General features: G+C 66.3%; 21 protein-coding genes. 8 read left to right on the top strand and 13 right to left on the bottom strand.

Going from position 1 to position 21,890, the window contains the following annotated elements; genetic code table 11:
• Positions 1 to 185: 185 nt before the first annotated feature.
• The 3 genes from ppdK to ASF08_RS13385 all read right to left on the bottom strand — a co-directional run bounded on the left by ppdK (position 186) and on the right by ASF08_RS13385 (position 4,781).
• Entirely contained in the window at positions 186 to 2,864 is a 2,679-nt protein-coding gene (ppdK, locus tag ASF08_RS13395) for a pyruvate, phosphate dikinase (protein WP_056146558.1), read from the bottom strand.
• Between the two features lie 319 nt (positions 2,865 to 3,183).
• A complete protein-coding gene (locus tag ASF08_RS13390) occupies positions 3,184 to 3,825 on the bottom strand; it encodes a L,D-transpeptidase (RefSeq protein ID WP_373321261.1) in 642 nt (213 codons plus the stop codon).
• A 119-nt stretch (positions 3,826 to 3,944) separates the two neighbouring features.
• Complete coding sequence (locus ASF08_RS13385; RefSeq protein ID WP_056146047.1) at positions 3,945 to 4,781, bottom strand: N-acetylmuramoyl-L-alanine amidase; 837 nt, start codon at positions 4,779 to 4,781, stop codon at positions 3,945 to 3,947.
• A 205-nt stretch (positions 4,782 to 4,986) separates the two neighbouring features.
• Between ASF08_RS13385 and ASF08_RS13380 the strand changes: the two genes are divergently transcribed.
• Positions 4,987 to 5,430, top strand: coding sequence for a VOC family protein (locus ASF08_RS13380; RefSeq protein WP_018042426.1), 444 nt, complete (start codon positions 4,987 to 4,989; stop codon positions 5,428 to 5,430).
• A gap of 10 nt (positions 5,431 to 5,440) precedes the next feature.
• Here ASF08_RS13380 and ASF08_RS13375 read toward each other — a convergent pair whose 3' ends face one another.
• Positions 5,441 to 5,884, bottom strand: a complete 444-nt coding sequence (locus tag ASF08_RS13375) for a cyclic nucleotide-binding domain-containing protein (protein ID WP_018042425.1) — start codon at positions 5,882 to 5,884, stop codon at positions 5,441 to 5,443.
• A 345-nt stretch (positions 5,885 to 6,229) separates the two neighbouring features.
• Here ASF08_RS13375 and ASF08_RS26125 point away from each other — a divergent pair, with 345 nt between their 5' ends.
• Complete coding sequence (locus ASF08_RS26125; RefSeq protein WP_027172650.1) at positions 6,230 to 6,424, top strand: general stress protein; 195 nt, start codon at positions 6,230 to 6,232, stop codon at positions 6,422 to 6,424.
• A gap of 376 nt (positions 6,425 to 6,800) precedes the next feature.
• Here the strand turns inward: ASF08_RS26125 and ASF08_RS13370 are convergent, their stop codons facing one another.
• On the bottom strand, positions 6,801 to 7,184 hold the full coding sequence (locus ASF08_RS13370; protein WP_056146043.1) for a hypothetical protein: 384 nt from the start codon (positions 7,182 to 7,184) through the stop codon (positions 6,801 to 6,803).
• 423 nt (positions 7,185 to 7,607) lie between these two features.
• A complete protein-coding gene (locus tag ASF08_RS13365) occupies positions 7,608 to 8,408 on the bottom strand; it encodes a response regulator (RefSeq protein ID WP_018042423.1) in 801 nt (266 codons plus the stop codon).
• Between the two features lie 116 nt (positions 8,409 to 8,524).
• On the opposite strand from ASF08_RS13365, the gene ASF08_RS25840 reads away from it, so the two are divergent.
• A complete protein-coding gene (locus tag ASF08_RS25840; protein WP_147832250.1) occupies positions 8,525 to 8,827 on the top strand; it encodes a NepR family anti-sigma factor in 303 nt (100 codons plus the stop codon).
• 148 nt (positions 8,828 to 8,975) lie between these two features.
• Here the strand turns inward: ASF08_RS25840 and ASF08_RS24135 are convergent, their stop codons facing one another.
• From ASF08_RS24135 to ASF08_RS13350, 3 genes are all read right to left on the bottom strand, one after another.
• A complete protein-coding gene (locus ASF08_RS24135) occupies positions 8,976 to 9,152 on the bottom strand; it encodes a DUF1328 domain-containing protein (protein WP_003599466.1) in 177 nt (58 codons plus the stop codon).
• A 508-nt stretch (positions 9,153 to 9,660) separates the two neighbouring features.
• Positions 9,661 to 11,037 (bottom strand): carbohydrate porin, encoded by a 1,377-nt coding sequence (locus ASF08_RS13355; RefSeq protein WP_056146039.1) that lies wholly within the window; start codon positions 11,035 to 11,037, stop codon positions 9,661 to 9,663.
• A gap of 187 nt (positions 11,038 to 11,224) precedes the next feature.
• Entirely contained in the window at positions 11,225 to 12,571 is a 1,347-nt protein-coding gene (locus tag ASF08_RS13350) for an Nramp family divalent metal transporter (protein ID WP_056146035.1), read from the bottom strand.
• Between the two features lie 329 nt (positions 12,572 to 12,900).
• Between ASF08_RS13350 and ASF08_RS13345 the strand changes: the two genes are divergently transcribed.
• Positions 12,901 to 13,926 carry a DUF2865 domain-containing protein gene (locus ASF08_RS13345; RefSeq protein ID WP_056146032.1) on the top strand — a complete coding sequence of 342 codons (1,026 nt, stop codon included), beginning with the start codon at positions 12,901 to 12,903 and terminating at the stop codon, positions 13,924 to 13,926.
• 97 nt (positions 13,927 to 14,023) lie between these two features.
• Positions 14,024 to 14,959 carry an MBL fold metallo-hydrolase gene (locus ASF08_RS13340; RefSeq protein ID WP_056146029.1) on the top strand — a complete coding sequence of 312 codons (936 nt, stop codon included), beginning with the start codon at positions 14,024 to 14,026 and terminating at the stop codon, positions 14,957 to 14,959.
• 318 nt (positions 14,960 to 15,277) lie between these two features.
• Here the strand turns inward: ASF08_RS13340 and ASF08_RS13335 are convergent, their stop codons facing one another.
• Positions 15,278 to 16,057 carry a DUF1499 domain-containing protein gene (locus tag ASF08_RS13335; protein WP_018042417.1) on the bottom strand — a complete coding sequence of 260 codons (780 nt, stop codon included), beginning with the start codon at positions 16,055 to 16,057 and terminating at the stop codon, positions 15,278 to 15,280.
• Between the two features lie 156 nt (positions 16,058 to 16,213).
• Between ASF08_RS13335 and ASF08_RS13330 the strand changes: the two genes are divergently transcribed.
• Positions 16,214 to 16,693, top strand: a complete 480-nt coding sequence (locus tag ASF08_RS13330) for a MarR family winged helix-turn-helix transcriptional regulator (RefSeq protein ID WP_056146026.1) — start codon at positions 16,214 to 16,216, stop codon at positions 16,691 to 16,693.
• Between the two features lie 82 nt (positions 16,694 to 16,775).
• Here the strand turns inward: ASF08_RS13330 and ASF08_RS13325 are convergent, their stop codons facing one another.
• The 3 genes from ASF08_RS13325 to ASF08_RS13315 form a co-directional block, all read right to left on the bottom strand.
• Positions 16,776 to 18,284, bottom strand: a complete 1,509-nt coding sequence (locus ASF08_RS13325; RefSeq protein WP_056146023.1) for a flavin monoamine oxidase family protein — start codon at positions 18,282 to 18,284, stop codon at positions 16,776 to 16,778.
• A 211-nt stretch (positions 18,285 to 18,495) separates the two neighbouring features.
• On the bottom strand, positions 18,496 to 19,221 hold the full coding sequence (locus ASF08_RS13320) for an HAD family hydrolase (RefSeq protein WP_056146020.1): 726 nt from the start codon (positions 19,219 to 19,221) through the stop codon (positions 18,496 to 18,498).
• A 5-nt stretch (positions 19,222 to 19,226) separates the two neighbouring features.
• A complete protein-coding gene (locus tag ASF08_RS13315) occupies positions 19,227 to 19,754 on the bottom strand; it encodes a hypothetical protein (protein WP_056146017.1) in 528 nt (175 codons plus the stop codon).
• A gap of 126 nt (positions 19,755 to 19,880) precedes the next feature.
• Here ASF08_RS13315 and ASF08_RS13310 point away from each other — a divergent pair, with 126 nt between their 5' ends.
• Positions 19,881 to 21,266 (top strand): aminotransferase, encoded by a 1,386-nt coding sequence (locus tag ASF08_RS13310; RefSeq protein WP_018042412.1) that lies wholly within the window; start codon positions 19,881 to 19,883, stop codon positions 21,264 to 21,266.
• Between the two features lie 337 nt (positions 21,267 to 21,603).
• A complete protein-coding gene (locus ASF08_RS24855; protein ID WP_147829250.1) occupies positions 21,604 to 21,885 on the top strand; it encodes a hypothetical protein in 282 nt (93 codons plus the stop codon).
• The last annotated feature ends 5 nt before the right edge of the window (positions 21,886 to 21,890 follow it).

The raw sequence follows: 21,890 nt of genomic DNA, 5'->3' as shown, positions 1-21,890 counted from the left end.
GCCATCCCACCCAGCCGGGAGCGTCGTCGCGCTTTGGTCTGGCACTAGCACTCAACGTGCCGAAGCGACATCGGTTCAAGGGGTATTCGGAGATTTATTCAACGAAATTTCCAATGGCGCAGCGCCACGAAAAAGGGCGGCCATCGGCCGCCCTTTCCGGTCTTCAAAGTCTCAAGGTCCGGCACTCAGGCGCCGGTCTTGTCCCGCATCGCGAGCGCAGCCTGAGCGGCGGCGAGACGCGCGATCGGCACGCGGTAGGGGGAGCACGACACGTAATCGAGGCCGACTTCCTGGCAGAAATGGATCGAGGCCGGATCGCCGCCATGCTCGCCGCAGATGCCGAGCTTGATGTCGGGGCGGACCGCCCTGCCCCGCTCGACGCCGATGCGGACCAGTTCGCCCACGCCTTCCTGATCGATCGAGATGAACGGATCGGCCGATAGGATGCCCTTCTGGGTATAGGCCCCGAGGAACGTCGCGGCGTCGTCGCGCGAGATGCCGAGCGCGGTCTGCGTCAGGTCGTTGGTGCCGAAGGAGAAGAACTCGGCGGTCTTGGCGATGTCCCCGGCGCGAAGGGCCGCGCGCGGCAACTCGATCATGGTGCCAACCTGGTAGGACAGCGCCGCGCCGGTCTCCTCGGTGACGGCCTTCGCCATGGCGTCGATGCGCGCCTTGACGATGTCGAACTCCATCTGGGTGAAGACCAGCGGAACCATGATCTCGGCGGTGACGGGGGCATCCGTCTCCTTGGCGGCCTGGACGGCGGCCTCGAAGATGGCGCGGGCCTGCATCTCGGCGATCTCCGGGAAGGCGATGGCGAGGCGGCAGCCGCGGAAGCCGAGCATCGGGTTGAACTCGTGCAGCTCGGTCATCCGGCGGCGGAGCTTCTCCTCGGACACGCCGGTGCTCTTGGCCACATCCTGAACTTCCGCATCGGTATGCGGCAGGAACTCGTGCAGCGGCGGATCGAGCAGGCGGATCGTCACCGGCAGGCCGGACATGATCGTGAACAGCTCGACGAAGTCCTGGCGCTGATAGGGCAGGATCTTGGCCAGGGCCGAGCGGCGGCCCTCGACGTCGTCGGCGAGGATCATCTCGCGGACGGCGACGATCCGGTCCCCTTCGAAGAACATGTGTTCGGTGCGGCACAGGCCGATGCCTTCCGCGCCGAAGTTGCGGGCGGCGCGGGCATCGGTGGGCGTGTCGGCATTCGTGCGCACCTTCATGGTGCGAACCTTGTCGGCCCAGCCCATCAGGGTCGCGAATTCACCGGAGAGCGACGGCTCGAGCATCTTCACTTCGCCGAGGAGGACCTGGCCGGTGGAGCCGTCGATGGTGATCTTGTCGCCGGCCTTCAGCGTCGTGCCCGCTACCGTGAGGGTACCGGCCTTGTAGTCGACGCGGATCGTGCCCACGCCCGAGACGCAGGGCTTGCCCATGCCGCGGGCGACCACGGCGGCGTGGGAGGTCATGCCGCCGCGCGTAGTGAGGATGCCCTCGGAGGCGTGCATCCCGTGGATGTCCTCGGGGCTGGTCTCGATCCGCACGAGAATACACTTGCGCTCGGCCTTGCGGGCGGCCTCGGCATCCTCGGAGTTGAACACGATCTCGCCGGTGGCCGCACCCGGGGATGCCGGCAGGCCGGAGGCGATGATCTTGCGCTCGGCTTTCGGGTCGATGGTGGGGTGGAGGAGCTGGTCGAGGGCGGCGGGCTCGACCCGGCCGATCGCCTCCTCCTCGGTGATCAGGCCTTCGGCGGCGAGATCCACGGCGATGCGCAGGGCCGCCTTGGCGGTGCGCTTGCCGTTGCGGGTCTGGAGCATCCAGAGCTTTCCGCTCTCGATGGTGAACTCCATGTCCTGCATGTCGCGGTAATGGGTCTCGAGCAGCCCATAGATCCGCACCAGTTCGGCATAGGATTCGGGCATCGCCCGCTCCATCGACGGCTTGTCGGACTTGGCCTCGATCCGCGCCTTCTCGGTGATGTCCTGCGGCGTGCGGATACCCGCCACCACGTCTTCGCCCTGGGCGTTGATGAGGAACTCGCCGTAGAGCGCCCTCTCGCCGGTGGAGGGGTTGCGGGTGAAGGCGACGCCGGTGGCCGAGGTGTCGCCCATGTTGCCGAACACCATGGCCTGGACGTTGACCGCCGTGCCCCAGCTCTCTGGGATGCCGTTGAGCTCGCGGTACTTCTTGGCGCGCGGGATCATCCAGGAACTGAACACCGCGCCGATGGCGCCCCAGAGCTGGTCTTCCGCGTCCTGCGGGAAGTCCGAGCCGTGCTCGTCGCGGACGATCTTCTTGTAGAGACCGATCATGTGCTTCCAGTCCTCGGCACCGAGTTCGGTGTCGAGGTTGAAGCCCTTGGTCTCCTTGTAATGCTCCAGCGCTTCCTCGAAGGCGTGGTGCTCCACGTCGAGGACCACGTTCGAGTACATGGTGATGAAGCGGCGATAGGAATCGTAGGCGAAGCGCGGATCGCCGGCGCCCTCGGCCAGGGCTTCGACGGTGGTGTCGTTCAGGCCGAGGTTCAGCACCGTGTCCATCATGCCCGGCATGGAGGCGCGGGCACCGGAACGGACGGAGACGAGGAGCGGGTTCTTGGGATCGCCGAAGCCGCGCCCGGTGAGCGCACCCACCGCATCGAGGGCGGCCTGGACCTCGGCCTTCAGCTCGGCCGGGTATTGGCGACCGTTGTCGTAGTACCAGGTGCAGACTTCGGTGGTGATGGTGAAGCCCGGAGGGACTGGGAGTCCGAGATTGGACATCTCGGCAAGGTTCGCGCCCTTACCTCCGAGGAGGTTGCGCATGGAGGATTGACCCTCCGCCTTGCCGTCGCCGAACGAGTAGACCCACTTCGCCATCGTCATTGATCCGCTTGCAACACTTCGGGATAGCATACCCCTAGATGCCGCGTTGGACCATTGCATGCTGCAACGCAAGATGAACGGCCGTTCGAGGCCCGTTGCGTGTAACGAGAGACGAAATTTGTCATACGGCGGTGTAACAAATATGCATCATGCAGGGCGTGTCACCCCGACGAGAGGGCACCCGGCGGTTCTGCCTGATAGCGCGCAATCATCGGTCCTGGCGAACCTCGCCCGAGGATCGCGGGCCGATGTCGGCGTTGCCGTCACTCACGGATGACGTTGTCTCGGCCCCGTGCCCGGACCCGATCCGCCCTCAGACCCGATATTTGCCGTTGCGCCGCACCAGCACCCGCGTGCCGACGGGAACGCGCTCGAACAGGTCGACGATGTCTTCGTTCAGCATGCGGACACAGCCGGACGACATCTGCTCGCCGATGCTCCACGGCTCGTTGGTGCCGTGGATGCGGAACAGGATGTCCCGGTTGTTCTGGTAGAGGTAGAGCGCGCGGGCGCCCAGCGGGTTGTCGACGCCGCCCTTGCGGGTCCGCGGCAGATCGGGGTTGAGGGAGACCATCGTGGTGGTGGGGCTCCAATCCGGCCACACGCCCTTGCGGCCGACCTTCGCCTCGCCCTTCCAGGAGAAGCCGAGCTTGCCGACGCCGATGCCGTACTGACGGGCCGTGCCGTCCTCCTGCACCAGGGCGAGCTGGCGATTGTCGATGTCGACGACGATGGTGCCCGGCTTCTCCGCGCCGGTGTAGCGCACGACCTGCCGACGATATTTCGGATCGAGCCGCGACGTGTCCACCAGCGGGACGTCGTAGGGCTTGTCCGGCATCGAGCCCGTATACCAGGCGGCCTCGTCATCCTGCGCCACCGTCATCGGGCCACGGGAATTGCACGCGGCCAATGGAGCGATGACGAGCAGGCTGAGAAGGACGCGGCGGATATGCATGGAGGGCTCCACGAAAGTGGTCGTCGGGCGGATCATTGCCCTCATGACTACCGTCCGGTGGCCTCTGATGTTGTGTCTTTCACGTCGCAGCAGCAGGGAACATGCCCGTCCGGCCGGATTTACGAGAGGTAGTGGTCATGGACCCAGCCCGTCTGGCTCGGCTGACCTTGCGCATTCAGCACGCTCACCCCGAGCCATCTGCCATCGCGCTCGATTGGCTCCACCAGCGTCCCGGCCGGAAGCAGCCGGAGCACGGGAAACGTCGTTCCGGGTCCGGTCCGCAGGTTGAGGCCCTCGGCGACATCGACCGTGAGGCCGACACCGTCATTGTCGGCCCGGCCCCCGAAGACGAGGCTGCGGAAATGCGCCATGTCGAAGGCCGGGCCGGTATCCCATTTCCACCCTGCGCTGATGTCGTCATGGCCGACGATCTCCTCGACGCCATAGGTCTTTACAAGCAGCCTCGCGATCTCGGCAGCCACCTGGAACTGAACCGGGGGATAGGGCTCCCAACCGATCGGGCAATTCTCTCCGTTGGGGTTGCCGTTCTTGTGTTTCGCTATGTGCGGATGGGCGATGGTCACACCGGTATGGCTCTTCCATTCGCCTCCAGCCAAATGGAGTGGCCCCCAATTGGCGAGCTCGATGCCGATGGAATGGTGGTTCAGGCCGGACAGGCCGCGCCATGTCGATTTGCCGGCATGCCACGCCACCTTGTCGAAGCGCACGCACTGAATGACCGATCCATCGCGGTCGATGACGAGATGGGCCGACGAACCCGGATTGTCCTTGCTTTGGAACCACTCGGCGCTGGATCTCGCGCTGGCTCCATAGGTGAAATGCATCGCCAGAAAGCGCGTCGGTGAGGGAAGTGCTCCGCCGGTATAAGGCGATGGTAGGGAGGTGACGGGTTTGCCATCGCGGCGCAACTGATTGGCACTGATCGCGAACGCCATGATCCCCGCCCCCTCTCGAGCCGCAAGCGATTCGCGGCAGGACGATCATGTGGAAAAGCCGACGGGCCATGCAACCTGAGATTTAGTGGTATATCTCAGGTTTACACGACTGGCGCCACCGCGCGGCCTGCGTTGCCCCGCCGGTCCGCACGGGGCATGCTCCCTTCGACGCGGCCGAGCCGCCGGAACCCGAGGCGCAGACGCAATGGCCGATACTGAGACGCTCACGGTCGCGGAGATCGAGGAACCCCTCGCCGAGCTCGGGCCGGCGATCCATCTCGACCATTGCGTGATCCATGTCTCGGATTGGGAGCGGTCCACCGCTTTCTATCGCGACGTGCTCGGGGCCGAGGTGATCCCCCGCGGGAAGGGTGTCGCGTACCGGTTCGGTGGCGTTCAATTGAACGTCCATGGTCCTGGGCTGTCGCCGACGCCCCTGGCCGAGCGTCCGGTGATGCCCGGCGGCAGCGATCTGTGCTTCCGCTGGTCGGGTTCGATCGACGACGCGGTGGCGCATCTGGCGGCGCAGGGCGTCCCTGTCGAGCTCGGCCCCGTGGATCGCAATGGGGCTGCCGGCGCGGGGATCAGCGTCTATTTCCGCGATCCGGACGGGTCGTTGATGGAATTCATCACCTACCCGACGGAGTGACGGTTTCGGCTCAGGCGCGGCGTTCCGCCAACTGCTGGTTCGTATGCTCAAGCCGAAGCGCGAGCTCCCGCATGACGGCGATGCTGATCTGCGGGAACTGAGCCAGGAGTTCGAGGAAGACGGTCCGATCGATGCGGAGCGCCGTGATGGGGGTCTCCGCCTGGACGGTGGCCGAGCGCGGCTGGTCGGCCAGGATACCCATCTCGCCGACGAGGGCATTCGGCCCGAGAAGGGCCAGCCGGAACGGGCCGAACGTTCCATCGATGGTCACCGCCGCCGAGCCTTCCAGAAGAAGGTAGGCGGCGTCCGCCACGTCGCCTCGGGCGAAGAGCTGCTGGCCGGCCTCGAAATGAACGCGCTCGCTCGTGAAGGCGAGCAGCTTCAGGCGTGACGGCTCGACACCGCGAAACAACGGCACCTGTCGCAGTGAGGATACCTCCGTGTCGAGGGTCATGATGCGTGGACCATTCTGAGCGCTCCGCTCGCAGGCGCCCAGAGCCGGGCGCCTCTACGTCCCGCGCATCCATGCGGTTTGCCCATCCATTGTCCAGCCCCGCCCGATCCACCCGCATGCCTCACCCTCGCGGAGATCGCCGAAGCGGTCCGCCGCCGCCGATCCATGGGAGTGACCGGCCGCATTCCGCAGCGAATTTCCGGCTTCGCCGAGGCAGATGACGACAGTGATGGACCGTGCACGACCAGACCGAAGCGGCCATTTGTCTTCGGCAAGGTTGGCCGAGGAACCATCGATATTGGCGAAGGTTGTTCAGTTCGAGAACCACATGCTGAGGAGGCGCTGATGGCATCAGGAAATTCTACCTCAAAGCGAGGTTTTGCATCGATGGATCTGGAGCGGCAACGCGAGATCGCGAGCAAGGGTGGGCGGAGCGTTCCGGCGGAAAAGCGTTCATTTTCCCAGGATCGCGAATTGGCCTCGTCGGCCGGTCGCAAAGGTGGCCAGTCGACAACCCCTGGGCGTCACGGCGAAGACTAGAGCCCGGATCGATATCGAAATGAGGCGCGTGCCGTCTGCCGGTGCGCGCCTTTTTCGTTGCGGGCGCCCTTCGGCCAACTGTTCCGTTTCGCGAAAGCGACCGTCGACGGCAAAAAACCCTCCGCGAAGAGCGAAGGGCTTTTCTTCGGTCTCTCGACCCAAAGAATACTCGGCTTGTTCGTCCAAGGCGTAACCTCATCCTGAGTGCCGCGCAGCGGCCTCGAAGGAGGTTTCCAGGGATCGCTCTGCGACTGGAGGGCTCATTCGAGGCCTCCGCTACGCTTCGGCACCTCAGGATGAGGTCGTCTGTTGGGAAGGTCTACTTTGGCGTGAGTATCCGCTGAGAGACCCGATCGAGCAGGCTCTCAGGGACACCTCAGGCGATGCAGCGCCCCGGGATCATGCGGCGCGCTTCGGGACCTGCCAGCGAGCTGATCGCTCCCTCGCAGCCGTCGCGCATCGTCCGGCGCGGTTTCATCACCGGCTTGTCGGTCAGAGCCGAATTCTGATCGGACGCCGTTCCGGGAGCCCGACGCTGGACGGAGAGCGCTGTCGAGACACGGAGTGTCGTACCCCCGGCCTTCGTAGCCCCCATTGGAGCGAGGAAGATCGCCGGAGCGACGGTCGCGGGCGCATGCTGCGTGACAGTGGCGCCGGGAGGTGACCGAAGGTCGGCCTCGCGCTGCAGGATGGGATGCACCAGCATCGTCAGGAGTGCTGCAGGTCCACCGACACTCAGGATGAAACCGGACCGAAGCATTGTCGTAATCTCCAAACGGAGCTTGACAGGATGCTCGATAACCGAACCAGACCGTTCCGGGTTCCTTGACTGGTCTAAAAACTTTATGACTAGTGAACGGGGCCCTCTTTGTTGCTAAAAATTTTCCACCAATGACAAACGGTCCACAGGACGGCGTTGCATAAAAATCACGTCAATCCGTAAAGCGGCAGCCTATGCATTTTTTGGAACCGTGTGGCATCCGGCTCGTTATCGAATCACCCGGCCGCCTGGTCCTCCCCCGCATTCCCCTTGTGCATTGGCCGGAAACTTTTTGACGGGTCGGACTCAGTCCGGCCCGTTTTTTCATGGCCGAAGGGTTGGATCGCCAAAAGAAAAGCCCCGGTGCGAGACCGGGGCTGCGTGCTTCGTTCGAGGCTTGCCGCGGGTTGCGCGGCGCCTTGGTCAGGCCGTCTTCTCGCGCCGCCGGGCGCTCTGCTGGAAGAACAGCGCCTGGCTGATCACCGCCGACACATTGGCGGGCTGGAACGGCTTGGCGATGAGGAAGGCCGGCTCCGGACGTTCTCCGGTGAGGAACCGCTCGGGATAGGCGGTGATGAAGATCACCGGGACCTCGAAGGTCTTCAACAGGTCGTTCACGGCATCGAGGCCCGACGAGCCGTCCGCGAGCTGGATGTCCGCCAGGATCAGACCGGGACGCGAGCCCTCCGACGCGATCTTGATCGCCTCGGACCGTGTGCGCGCGACGCCGATCACGTTGTGGCCGAGTCCTTCCACGAGGGCTTCGAGGTCCATCGCGATCAGCGGCTCGTCCTCGATGATGAGGATCTCCGTCGCCATGTCGGCCGCCAGCTCCCGCCCCGCTTCGTCGACGAGGTCCCGCACCTGGCTGACGTCGACCTCGAGGATCACGGCGGCATCCTCTTCGGAGAAGCCTTCGAGGCACGACAGCAGGAACGCCTGACGAGGCAGCGGCGTGATTTGGCCGAGTCGCACTTCGGCGGGCAGATCATGCTGAACATGATCGCTCTGGCCGTTCACCGAGAGGGAGTTCCAGATGCGCGTATAGACGCGGAACAGGTCGGCCTTGACGTTGGTGCTGCGCCCCAACGTATCCGGCTCGTTCACGAGCGTTTCCAGGGTGGCGGCCACATAGGCATCGCCGGCGACCTGGCTGCCGGTAAGCGCCCGCGCGTAGCGGCGCAGGTACGGCAGATGTTGCACGACGAGTTGAGCTGTCGACATTAGATCCCCTTAGGCTCTGCCGTTCTTTATGGTCGCCACCGCCACAACGCGGATCGATGGGCTGTGTTCCGCTAGGCCCGGAACCGATTGTATGGCGCTGCGTTGCAGGTGCAGCCATGACTTATGTCAAGCCGCAAAACAATCGCGGCGATGCCACCGCGTGGCATCAAGGGGATAACCGAATGGACGATGACGAGACGGGCCGCATCTCCGTGCCGGAGACGCGATCGGAGCAGGTACATGAGCCGAGACCAGAAGGCCCCGATTCTCACCGCTTGAGTGACCTCACTCAGAAGCGGATCGGCATGCACTTGCGAGCCATGTACGACACCATCGTTCAGCAGCCGGTCCCGGATCGCTTTCGCGACCTGATCGCCCGGATGGACGAATCCTCGGTTCAAACCCTCGACGACGTTTAGGCTACAATACGGATCATTCGTCTGACGTGTGCACCGGCACGATGGCGGTCGTCAGACCGGGCGACGATTGAAGAAAAGCCGCCGGATCATCCGGCGGCTTTCTCGTTTCCGTGCCTACTTGACGCCGTTGCGCCGAGACGTCCGCCCGTTAGAGGGTCGGCGAGCGACCGCGCATCAAGCCGATCACGGCCGAGATGGCGAACAGGACGATGGCGACGAAGAAGACGAGCTTTGCGGCTTCCATGGCGGTGCCGGCAATACCACCAAAGCCAAGCAGAGCGGCCACGAGAGCGACGACGAGGAATGTTACAGCCCAACCAAGCATGGTCCGGATCCTTTTGAAGCTGGCGCGACCTGTGCCGCGACCTCATGACAGCAATAACGCCAAGTTCTCCGGCCGGTTCCTGACTTTGACACAAAGCGGTCACGATTGATTTTCGGCCGTCGCTCGTCGTGGTCGCGGCTTGCGGGACTCCGGGTTCTCCCATTTGGACTCACGCCCTTCCTGCGTCTGTCTGAGGTGGATGTGATGTCCGTCCGGCCGCGCGCGCATCGCAGACATGCGTCATATCGACGGGTCTCTTGTCGGCGCCCTGAGGACAGACCCACATAGCTGTTGACGTCAGAGTGGAACCCAGTGTCCCATGTGGCGTTCGTCACCTGTTCCCGAACACGGATGCAATCTGATGAGAGAGTCGCTGGCCGCATCAATCGCACGACGCTTCCTCGATGCGGTCGCCGCTGCCGCTCGCGGATTCGTACAGGTCGTCGAGGGCACGTCCCCCACTCCCCAGCTTGTGCCGGTTCGGGTGCGGGGCGCACGTCGGCGCTGATCAGTAGGTGAGGGTCGAGCGGAGGCCGAACACGGCGCCGCCCTTCATGCGCTGGCCCGGGCGGTTCGGATCGGCGGCACCGCCTCCGGGGTTGAAGACGTATTGGATGTCCGGTTGGATCGTCCAACCGGACGTGACCGCGAAAAGATAGGTCGCTTCGATCGTGGCTTCGTAGCTGCGGGGAACGTGGAACTCGGTGCCGAATGAGAGCCGGTCCAGGTCGTAGCGCCGGGCGTTCTCGCCGATCCGCGCGTAGATGAAGCTCAGACCGAAGGCGTCCTTCGGACGACCGGGTGTCATGCCCGTGACCACGATGCCCCCATCAGCCCAGAGATCGATGAGGTTCCGGTCCGAAGGGCTCGTCGAAAGGCGGGCATAGGCGGCGATTCCATCAGTCTCGTTGCCGCCCATGGGCCGATACAGCTGCGCATCGACGACGGCATAGGCACCGCTGGTGCCGGCGTGGCGGCGGGCTAAGCCGCCGCTGCGTGGGTTTGCCAGGGAAAGTCCCGTCCGGTCGTAGCGGTCATCGTCGAAACGTCCGAAATGCCGGTACCCGCCGAGCTTCAGACTTCGACCGAGCCCGTCGGGGCCGGGCACCGCGCGAAACTGGACCTCGCCCATCACTAGGGGGGCGTCGTTCAGTCGAAAATTCAAACCTGTCCGGTTGACGCTCGCCTGATCGCCGGGATCGCCGTTGAAGATGGCGACGAGCCCGCTCACCGAAGCATCGGGCGTCCAGCGTAGCCTCATGCCGGGGGTCGAGATCGGATAGGCGGGGCCGCCGCTCGGAAGATTGGCCCCGGTGATGGTCGGCCAGTCGTTGCTGAGGAAGATCTTGCCGGTCTCGGACGAGAAGAACTCCCCATCCGCCACCAATTGCCCGAAGCGCAGGCTCAGCGTTCGGTCGCCGGAGGCCCGCTCCAACCAGAGTTCCGAGAGCCGCGTCGAGGGATAGACCTCGATGTTGCTGACCGTTATGAGCCGATGGAAGCTCCGGTCGCGCAGGCCGCCGGTATCGTGGATCTGGAAGACGTTGGCGAAGCCGCTCCATCCGGTCCAGCCGGCGAGACGGTCGAAATCGACCGTGACGGCGGTCTCGAACTTGCCGGCATGGATCGCGCTCTGCCTCACCCCGCCGGACAGGTTGCCGAGGACCTCGTTCGTATAGAGCAGGTTGTAGTCGATGCCGCGCGCCGCGAGCAGGCTGCGGAACCCACCCGGATCCCCGAATGCACCGAGCGACGTCTGGATCGAGGGGGGACGGTCGGGCTCCAGCGGAGCCGATTGCGCCGGACGATCGTCCACCGCCCCCGTCTCACCGGGGTCCGACCATGCGGGATCGACCGACAGGAATGCGAAAACGGCGGCGACCATCCGTGTCGGCGCCCTCTGTCGTCGTGCGATCATCCTCATGCTGATCATCGACGCCTCTTCTCGATAGTATAGCCTATGCTATATGATTGGGCAAAGCTTCACCTCCCGGTGCCGCGGCGCGGCCCGGTGGGGGCTGTGTGGTGTGCGCCCGCCGCCCGTCAGGGAAGCGGGCGTCGGACCCTATGCGTCAGGCGCCCGTGACGGTGTCCACCAGGAGCTTGACGTTCAGGACGACGATGATGGCGGCGATCACCCAGGCGAGGAGCTTCAGCCAGGCCGGAATCACCAGGGCGCCCATCTTCTGCTTGTCCGACACGAAGCGCACGAGCGGGATCACGGCGAAGGGCAGTTGCATGGACAGGACGACCTGGCTGAGCACCAGGAGGCGCGCCGTGCCCTCTTCCCCGTAGAGCCCCGTCACGACGACGACGGGGACGATGGCGATGCCGCGCGTGATCAGGCGCCGCGCCCAGTCGGGAATGCGCAGGCGCAGGAAGCCTTCCATGATGATCTGGCCCGCCAGCGTCGCGGTGACGGTGGAGTTGAGCCCCGAGGCCAGGAGCGCCACGGCGAACAGGGTGGAGGCGATGCCGGCCCCGAGCAGCGGCGACAGCAATTCGTAGGCCTGCTCGATCTCCTGCACGTCGGTGCGCCCGGTGGAATGGAACACCGATGCGGCCATGATGAGGATCGCGGCATTGACGAAGAGCGCCAGCATCAGGGCGATGGTCGAATCCGTCACCGCGAAGCGCAGGGCGCCCCGGCGTCCTTCCTCGGTGCGGGGATAGGCTCGCGTTTGCACGATGGAGGAGTGCAGGTAGAGGTTATGCGGCATGACGGTGGCGCCGATGATGCCGATGGCGATGTAGAGGGCGGCCGGGTTGGTGACGATCTGCGACGAGGGGATGAAACCCGCGAGCACCGCCTGGATCGGAGGCGCGGCGAGCGCGATCTGGATGCCGAAGCACACGAAGATCACCAGCAGCAGCGCGATCACGAAGGCTTCGAGCGCCCGGAAGCCGCGCCGCATCAGCAGCAGGATCAGGAACACGTCGAGGGCGGTGATGATCGCCCCGATGACGAGGGGAATGCCGAAGAGCAGCTTGAGGGCGATGGCGGTGCCGATGACCTCGGCGAGGTCGCAGGCGATGATCGCCGCCTCGCAGGCGATCCACAGCACGAAGCTGACGGGCCGGGGATAATGATCGCGGCAGGCCTGGGCGAGGTCGCGGCCGGTGGCGATGCCGAGCCGGGCCGAGAGGGCCTGCAGCACGATCGCCATGAGGTTCGAGAGCAGGATGACGGCCAGCAGCGTGTAGCCGAATTGCGATCCGCCCGCGATGTCGGTGGCCCAGTTGCCCGGGTCCATGTAGCCGACGGAGATCATGTAGCCCGGCCCGATGAAGGCCAGCAGCCGCCGCAGCCAGGAGCCGTGGGACAGCACGGGAATGCTGGCATTCATGCGCCCGAGGCTCGGCTGTTCGTTCGTCTCGCGGCTGAAGCGCCACCCCCGGTCTTCGTCGAGCCTGTCCATGCCGCGTCTTCCGTCGAGCTGAATCGTGGGTACCGCACTGCACCCGGAACGGCATATAGCATCGGCTATAATGAAAAACAAAGGCTAAGATAGGGACCTGCGCCTCCGTCCTGTGCGTGGCGTAAGGGGGCACGAGACGCCCGCTGCCGAGTGGGGGGCGGGTGCGCTCTCCTGTTCCCCTGTCGGGCCTCCGGCGGGATGCACGGGGAGGAATCGGCCCTTCGCCGATGGGCGAAACTCGGTGGTCTACCCCCGTTGCGAAGGCGCTCGCCTCGGCCTTAGGCAGGACGGGCGTCCTAGCGGATGGTTGCCGAAGGGTTGAGAAAACGATGCGGTCGACGAACCCCGGCAGGAGACGGACGAGTTTCGCGACGCAGACGCGCGTCGTCGCCCCGGTCATAGCCGGGCTGGTCCTCGGACTCGGCGGTGTCGTTGCCGGATCGAGCCTGGTTCAGGCCTCCGAGCAGGGAGGCATCTTCAGTTTCTTCGAAGAGATGTTTCGCGGTCCGGCGGTGAAGCCGCAGCCCGCGCCAGTCTCGATGCCGCGCCCTTCCCGGCCCCGCTACGCCTCCCTTCCCACGACGAGCCGTATCACGGCGGTCCAGGCGCCGCGCCAGACGCCACGCCTCGCGCGTCTCACGCGCCCCTCCCCCGCCCGAGCGAGCCGCGCCGCATCCGCTGCGCTGACCGCCTCGGCGCTGGGCGCCCGCACGGTCTGCGTCCGGGCCTGCGACGGCTACCTGTTCCCCCTCGGGCGCCTGGCGTCCCGCTCCGACATTCCCCTGCACGAGGCGGCCTGTGCCGCGGCTTGTCCCAACGCCGCCACCAGCCTCTACATGCTGGGTGCGAGGCAGAACGATCTCGACCGGGCCGTCGGTCTCGACGGGCGTCCCTACCGCGCCCTCCTCGTCGCGAACCTGTACCGCACCAAGCGTGTCGAGCAGTGCTCCTGTCAGTCCGAAGGCGTGGCGGCGGCGCCACTCCCGATCGAGCGCGACCCGACCGCACGGGTGGGCGACGTGGTCGCCACCCCATCGAGCGCCCGTGTGGTGGTCTCCACCCGGTCCGGCGGTTTCACGGTGGTGGATTTCCGCGAGGCCGGTCTCCTCTCACCGCGCGAGCGCCGCAGCATCGACCGCAAGATCGACGTCGTCCGGCGCGAGGCCGATGCCCGCGCCGCCGAGCAGGATGTTCGTCAGGCCGGCCGAACGGTCGACCGTGCCCCCCGCATCCGTGTGGCGCAGATGGGCTCCGGCGATGGCACCGGAGGCTTCGGCACCGTCCGGCGCCGGCAGAACGCAGATGCGGGTTTCGCCATCGTCCGTGTCGTGGTGTCCTCGCCCTTCACCCGCTGACGTCGCCCGCCGCCATCACTGCCGACCGGGGCTTCCGTTGTGGCTCGCCCCGCGATGGCTTAGGGGCGGACACGAGTGTGATCGTTCCAGGTACCGCATGACCAAGACCAGCGACGACGGCGACATCGCGGTGGATCCGAACTTCGACGGGGCGGCGCCGGCCAACGGCGAGACGGTGAGCCTGTCGCCGCTGGTGCGCCGGCGGATCTGTCCCAACGCCAGTCCGTTCACCTCGAGCGGCACCTGCAGCTACATCGTCGGCCAGGGCGAGGTCGCGATCATCGATCCCGGTCCCGCCGATGCCGCTCACGTGGCGGCGCTGGTCGCGGCCATTGCCGGCGAGCGGCTCACCGCCATCGTCGTCACCCACACCCACCGCGACCACTCGCCGGGCGCCCGGCTGCTGCAGGCGGAGACGGGCGCGCCCATCGTCGGCTGCGGCCCGCATCGCGCCGCCAGAAACCTGGCGGAGGGCGAATTCCCGCATCTCGACGCCAGCTCCGACCGGGACCACCGGCCCGACCGCCAGATGAACGAGGGCGACACGCTGGAGGGGCCGGGCTGGACCCTGCGGGCAGTGGAAACGCCGGGTCACACCATGAACCACCTCGCCTTCGCCCTGCCGGAGGAAACGGCCCTGTTCTCGGGCGACCACGTGATGGCGTGGTCCACGACCATCGTGGCGCCGCCCGACGGTTCGATGCGCGCCTACATGGCGTCGCTCGACGCGTTGCGCGGGCGCGACGAGACGATCTACTGGCCGGGCCATGGCGGACCCGTGCGCGATCCGCGCCGCTTCGTCCGTGGCCTCGCCGCCCACCGGCGCCAGCGCGAGAGCGCGATCCGCACCCGGATCGAGGCCGGGGACCGCGATATCCGCTCCATCGTCGGGGTGATCTATCAGGGCCTGAGCGCCCCCCTTCAGGGTGCGGCGGCGCTCTCGGTCTTCGCCCATCTGGAGGATCTCGTGGAGCGCGGGCTCGTCGTCACCGACGGCCCGCCGCGCCTCGACAGCGTCTACAGGCCGGCCTGACACCGGCATCGTATGACGGCCGCGGATCGAGCTGTCGCCTCAGGCCCCCTCGCCTTCCGGCTATTGGATCTATCCGTTTCGCAGGAGGCGCGGCTCTCCTCCCCCTTGTGGGGAGGAGTTGGAGGTGGGGGTGGTTGGGCGACCCTCAGGTTGCGGAGGCAAGCGGAGCCACCCCCACTCCTGACCTCTCCCCACAAGGGGGAGAGGGACGCGCTCTGCCGGAAAGAGCGGGGGTGAATGTTGCAGCCTTCTGGAAGTGGAAGTGCGCGCTTCCCCTGCAGTCGAACCTGACCGAACCGACAGAGTCGGCCCGACCGCTCACTTGACGGCGATGGCGAGGTTGGCGACCTCGTCGAGATAGCCCCGGATGGTGTCGGCATTGGCGCCGAAATCGCGGTCGCCGATCCGGGAGGCGGAGCGCACGTCGATCCGGGCTCCGTCCGCCCTCGGTCGGACACGGACCGTGATGTCGCTGGCGAGGTTCAGGATGAGTCCGCGCGTCACCGCCTCGATCCGACCGTTGCCGACGCGACCTCCGGGGCGGATCGCCTCAACGATCTGCCATTTGCGGTTCACCGCAGCCTTCCTGGCGAGTTCGAACGCGGCGTTGGCGTCGAGGTCGAGGGTGAGCGGGGCGATCTGCAGATAGGAGGCGCGCTGCGCGATCCGTGCCTCGGGGCCGGGATCGGGGGGATAATGTCCTTCGCGCGCCGCGAAGGCAGCATGCGAGCGTGAGAAGGCGGGCGGGTTGTCGGTATCGGTGGTCACGTCGGTGATGGCGGGAAGCCGCAGGCCGCGCAGCCCGACGAAGACCGGATAACCGAGGGTGATCGCGGCGAGGAACAGGCCGGCGAGAGCGCTTGCCACACCGCGCGCTCCCTCGCGCCAGACCCGGACGAAGGCGAAGACCGCAAAGCCGATCGCGATCACCGCCAGGACGAGGCCGGATGCCAGTGTCACCAGCGCGGGCCCCTCCTCCGCCCTCGGATCGCGCACCAGAACAAGGGCGAACAGGGTGACGAGGACCGACAGGATCGCGGTCCCGCGCGAGAGCGGACCGGCGCGGGTGATGGGCTCCTCGATAAGCGAACGACGCATGATACGGGTGAAATCGCTGTCCGGGAGATCGCCGCGCCATCGGGAGATGGTGCCCGCGCGCCTGAGCCCAAAGCTTTACCGGGCCTCGCTTTCCGACGCCACCCGCGAGATGGCCGCGCTTTCGATGCCGCCCGCTTCTGCTATAGCGGCCTCCACATGAGTCTCACCGCAGCGCCCCGCACCCCCGTGCCCGATGGAGGATCGGAAGACCCGTTGAGGGTCTGGTTCCGCTTCATCCGCCTCAACCGGAGGGTGACCGCCGCGATGGCGGCCGAGCTGCGCGGCCTCGGCCTGTCCATTCCGCAATTCGACGTGCTCTCGACGCTCACCGAACGCGAGGGCCTGACGCAGCAGGATCTCGCCGCGCGCCTCTACGTCACCAAGGGCAACGTTTCGGGGCTGATCGACCGCCTCGTGCAGGCCGGTTTCGTCGAGCGCCACGCCATCCCCGGCGACCGGCGCTCGCACGCCCTCCGCCTCACTCCGGCCGGGACCGAGATCGCGGCTCGCGGCATCGCCGCGCAGAAGGCCTATGTCGCCCGCACCCTCGGCACCCTGCCACAGGACGACATCGCGGCCTTCGAGCATCTCGTTCTGAAGTGGCGCGACGTGGCCCGCGCCGATTCTGAGACCTGATCCCGGATGGTGATGAGGCGCCCTCTCCTCGTCGGGCCGCAGGATGGCGGAGATTCGCCGCACGCGCCAAATCCCCGGGTGGTCAGAGTGATTGACGGATCACCGGGCGTCCTTCGGCCTCGACCTGCGGGTCGATCTGGCGGGCGGCCCGCAGGCCCGCCTCGATCGCGCCTTCGACCCAGCCGGTCTTCAGGCTGGTGAAGTCGCCGGCGAAATGGATGCGGTCCTCCGGCATCGTCCATTCGCGGATCATCCAGCCACCCCCCAGGGGGGGCGAGCCGAAGGAGCCCCTGATCCAGGGCTGCTCGGTCCAGGCGAAGTCCTTCACCGTGATCACCTCGTCGAACAGGTCGGGCATGTCGGCGCGGAACTGATCGACGGTCACCTGAGCCCGCGTCTCGCGGGGGCGGGCCAGGATGGCCTCCGCATTGGCGCCGTTCAGGTAAAAGAAGACGTTTCCATGCGACCCGGTCTCGTTGCCGGTGATGTCGATGACCCGCTCCCAGGGGCGGTCACCGCCGGCCATCGGCCAGCCATGGACGTTCTTCGAGAGCCACGAGGGTGTCTTGGTCTGGACGATGACCTTCACGGTCTTGTCCCATTCCATCTCGGCGAACATGCGCCGCTTGGCCTCCGACCAGCCGGGTTTCACGTCGATGCCGCCGAGGACGCTGAAGGGGATCGTGGACACGATGGCGTCGCCGGAGAAGTCGCGGCCGTCGCGGGTGCCGACGCGGACACCGCCGCTGGTCTGCTCGATGCTGACCACCTCCGCCTTCAGGACGATGTTCGCGGGGCCGATGGCCCCCGCCAGGGCCATGGGCAGGCGGTTGTTGCCGCCTTCGATGCGAAACACGTTCTGGTCGCCGAAATGATAGGCGAGGTCGGGAATGGCACCCAGGGCCTGCGAGCGGCTGGTGAAGGTGCCGCCATGGGCATCGAGGAGCTGGCAGAAGGCATCCGATGCACCGACGCCCTTCACGAGGTCGCCCACCGTCACGTTGTCGTAGCGGGCCAGGGAATCCGGGTCGGGCCAGCGGGAATCGAGCACAGAATCGGTGTCGAGCCCCGCCCTGTAGAGATAGCGGTTGAGGCTCGTCGCGACGCTGACGTTACGCTCCTCCCGTGAAACGGCCCAGGGCCAGTTGGCGAGGTCGGCGCCCGTGCCGGTCTGCCCGCCGACCATGTAGCGGGGAAGACCGTCGTTGAGGCTGAGGAGCGGCAGGTTGAAGCGCCGGACGTAGCTCAGCACATAGGGCATGTTGGATCGGAAATGCCCGCCGCCGGCCTCCGTGAACTGTCCGTTCTTGAGCGGAAGGGAGAGGAGCCTGCCGCCGATGCGGTCCTGATACTCGATGACCGTGACGCGGTGTCCACGGCGCAGGAGTGCCAGCGCCGCCGTCAGCCCGGACATGCCGGCACCGAGGACGAGCACGTGTTTTTGGGCCTTGCCGGTCTGAGCGAGGGCGGGTGAGGCGACGAAGGGCAGCGCCGCTGTGAAGGCCGTGCCGGCGACGCCACGGAGAATGTCGCGCTTCGTCGGAGCCAGAGGGCCGCCGGCTTCGAAACCGGCCCGGTCGTCACGGATCATCGTCGGGTACTCACCGGAAAAGCAGGGAGGGTGGCGCAATGGCGAGGCATCTTCGATGCGCCATCGCCCCATTGTTGTCGCGCCATCGCGCGGCCGTTAGGGACGGCGGCATGGCGCAACCAAGGGCCTCTCGATGGCGGTCGGGAATGTGGCCGCGTACCGGTAAAAATTCCCCTTCCATCCGCCTCGGGACGCCCCCCGATGGCGCTTCCTAATCGACGATCCGGTCGAGCAGGGCGGCGAGATCGCCGATCGATGCGATCACATGGTCTGCGAGCGGTGCCATGACCTCGCGTGCTCCCTCCCCGAGGGGGCCGCTCAGGACCGCGATGGTGACGGCCCCGGCCGAGCGGCCGGCGACGAGGTCATAGGGTGAATCGCCCACCATCGCGATCCGCCCCGGCGCGACGTTAAGATGCGCCGCGAAGGCGCTGACCATGCCGGGTTCCGGTTTCGATCCGTGCCCGGAATCGTAACCAGCGACGTAGGTTAGATGCGGTGTCAGGCCGAGAACATCGGCCTGCGCCCGGGCCGAGGCTTCGGCGTCGTTGGTGGCGATCCCGAGGGCGTAACCCGCATCGGCGAGACGCCGGGCGGTCGCCACCGGATCGCCGATGGGACACAGATGCGCCAGTCCCTCGCGGCGGAACAGCCGGTCCATCTCCCCGTAGAGGTCCGGTCCCGCCGGGCGGCCGAGCACCGTCGCCCAGATCGGGCCATAAGCGGCCGAAGAGCCCGCGATGAGGGGCGACGTCGGCAGGAAGCGGCGCTCCTCCTCGATGTAATGGCTCACCGCCATCAAGTCTTCCAGTCGGACGCGGTCGCCTCCGGCAAGGTCATTCATGACCGCATATGCTGCCGGACCCCAGGTCCGGTCGAAATCGATGAGGGTGCCGTCTTTGTCGAACAGGATGCCGGCAAGGTGGCCAGGGTGCATCGGGCTCACGCGCCGGCCCTGACCTTGACGACATCGAAGGCGCCGGCCCCCTCGCGCCGGACGATCCTGTCGCCGGGCTCGAACACGCCCAGGGCCACGTCACGGTCCGGCAGGATGACGGTGGTGGATGTGTTGAGATGGACGAGGACGAGGCGGTCCTGCGCCAGAGATGCGGCGGCCCAGCGCCGCAATTGTGCGTAATACGGCTCGCGCCGCCAGGCGTTAGGCTGGCCGGGGTCGACCTGGACGTTCATGTTCTTCGTCACCGGGTCGAGGGCGAGCACCATCTTGGCCTTCTCCGGCTTCCACTCGCCCCCGAGCCAGGCTTCCGTCATCCAGAGGCAGTGGAAGGCGCGGCAATGGTCCGGCCGTGTCGGATGGATGGCGCAGCCCCTGCCCTGCCTGGTGTGGCGGCACCATTGACCGGCGACGCTCTCCACCGCCGGGACGTCGTAGACCTTGCAGCACAGGGTGCAGGTTCCGCAGGAGCGGCCGGGCGCCGGATGAGCCACGAAGGTTGCGGGATCGAGCATGGTCCTGACGTTCCGTGCGGGCGCTGCGGTGACGGGATGGGTTTGTGAAGGCGCGCCGGGTCGCTAATGTGGCATCGCATGAACACGGGGCCGAACCGGCCCGCTTCCACAGGTAACGGCAGGCCCATGCTCTCGAACCTCGCGACCCGCGACGTCGAAACGCTGATCCATCCCTACACCAACCTCTCCACCTTCCGCGAGACCGGCCCCCTGGTGCTGGAGCGCGGCCACGGGGTCTGGGTCTATGACAGCGACGGCCGGCCCTATCTCGAAGGCATGGCCGGCCTGTGGTGCACGGCGCTGGGCTATTCCAACGAGGAATTGGTGGAGGCGGCGAGCGAGCAGATGTCGCGCCTGCCCTTCACTCACCTGTTCTCGGGCCGCAGCCACGATCCGGCGATCGAGCTCGCCGAGACCCTGAAGGAGCTGATGCCGATCCCGACATCGAAGATCTTCTTCACCTCGTCGGGCTCCGAGGCCAACGACACCCAGGTGAAGCTGACTTGGTATCTCAACAACGCGTTGGGCCGCCCCGCCAAGAAGAAGATCATCTCGCGGATCAAGGGCTATCACGGCGTCACGGTCGCCACGGCGTCGATGACCGGCCTCACGGCCAACCATGCGGATTGGGACCTGCCGCTGCCGGGCTTCCTGCATGTGGGCTGCCCGCATCATTACCGCTTCGCCGAGGCCGGCGAGACGGAGGAGGCCTTCTCGCAGCGCCTCGCCGACGAACTCGAGGCCCTGATCCTCCGCGAGGGGCCGGATACCGTCGCCGCCTTCGTGGCGGAACCGGTGATGGGTGCTGGCGGCGCCATCGCCCCGCCGGCCGGCTACTTCGCCAAGATCCAGGCCGTGCTCGACCGCTACGACGTGCGCTTCATCGCCGACGAGGTGATCTGCGGCTTCGGGCGCCTCGGCACCTGGTTCGGCTCCGAGGCCCTGGGAATGCGACCCGACAGCCTGTCCTTCGCCAAGGCTGTGACATCGGGCTACATGCCGCTGGGCGGCATCAGCATCGACGAGCCGCTCTACAAGGCTCTGGTGACGCAGAGCGCCAAGCTCGGCACGTTCGGCCACGGCACAACCTATTCCGGTCATCCCGTCGCCTGCGCCGTCGCGCTGAAGACCATCGAGATCTACAAGCGCGACCGCATCGTCGAAGGCGTCGCCGAGAAGGCTCCTCATTTCCAGGCAAGGCTCTCGGCTCTGGCCGACCACCCCATCGTCGGGGAGGCGCGCGGACTCGGTCTCATCGGCGGCCTGGAGATCGTCGCCGACAAGTCATCCAAGCGTCAGTACGAGCCGAAAGCCGGCGTCGCGGCCCGCTGCGTCGCCTTCGCGCAGGCCGAGGGTCTGATCGTCCGGTTCCTCGCCGGTGACCGGGTCGCGGTCTGCCCTCCCCTGGTCATCTCGCACGACGAGATCGACACGCTGTTCGACCGCCTCGGTCGTGCTCTCGACCGGACCGAGGCTTGGATCGCGTCGGAAGGTCTCAACGCAGCGCTTTAGAGTGCCTCACAAAACTCCCGATCAAGATCGGTTCTCGCTCCAAGCACGACAGCGCAGCGGGAGTTTTGTGAGAGACACTCAGAGCGGCGCTGCCACAGAAAAGTCCAGATCTTTCGCGCCGCAAGGAAGGTCAGATTGCGTTGCGGAATGGTATTTTTTATTTTTCCAATATTGCTTGTGTGTGTCACAAGACACGCAGCGCGGCGAGATGAAACTCTACCCTGGTAAAGTCTCGCCTATCCTTAAGCTCCCGTTCATGATCCTTCGCCGCATATGGATCTCGTGCCGCACAGCGCCGGTCCGGGTCGAACCTCTTGCGGGTGCCCGAGAGACTGGCGTGATCGTCAACCAGACAAACGAGGATCTGGTGGCGTTCCGACACCGTGAAACAGGACCCGTTCCCATGTCCCGCCCCGAACAGAACCAGCGCGCAGCCATGTCGTCGACGCCCCGTGCGTCCGGTCTGGTAACCGATCGCGAAGGTTTCCGCCCCGTGGCACTACCCGCCCTTGCCGCAGCGGTTCACGTCTCGGCGTCCGCTGCGAAAGAGGCGGCCCGGAAGATTGCCGCCCGCCGGCAGCTCTCCCGCTTCCAGCACGAGGATGCGCCCCTCGTCTGAGGCTT

The sequence above is a fragment of the Methylobacterium sp. Leaf85 genome (genome assembly GCF_001422125.1).
In the GTDB taxonomy this organism is placed as follows: domain Bacteria; phylum Pseudomonadota; class Alphaproteobacteria; order Rhizobiales; family Beijerinckiaceae; genus Methylobacterium; species Methylobacterium bullatum.
This window is presented reverse-complemented; position numbering and strand designations above follow the sequence as displayed.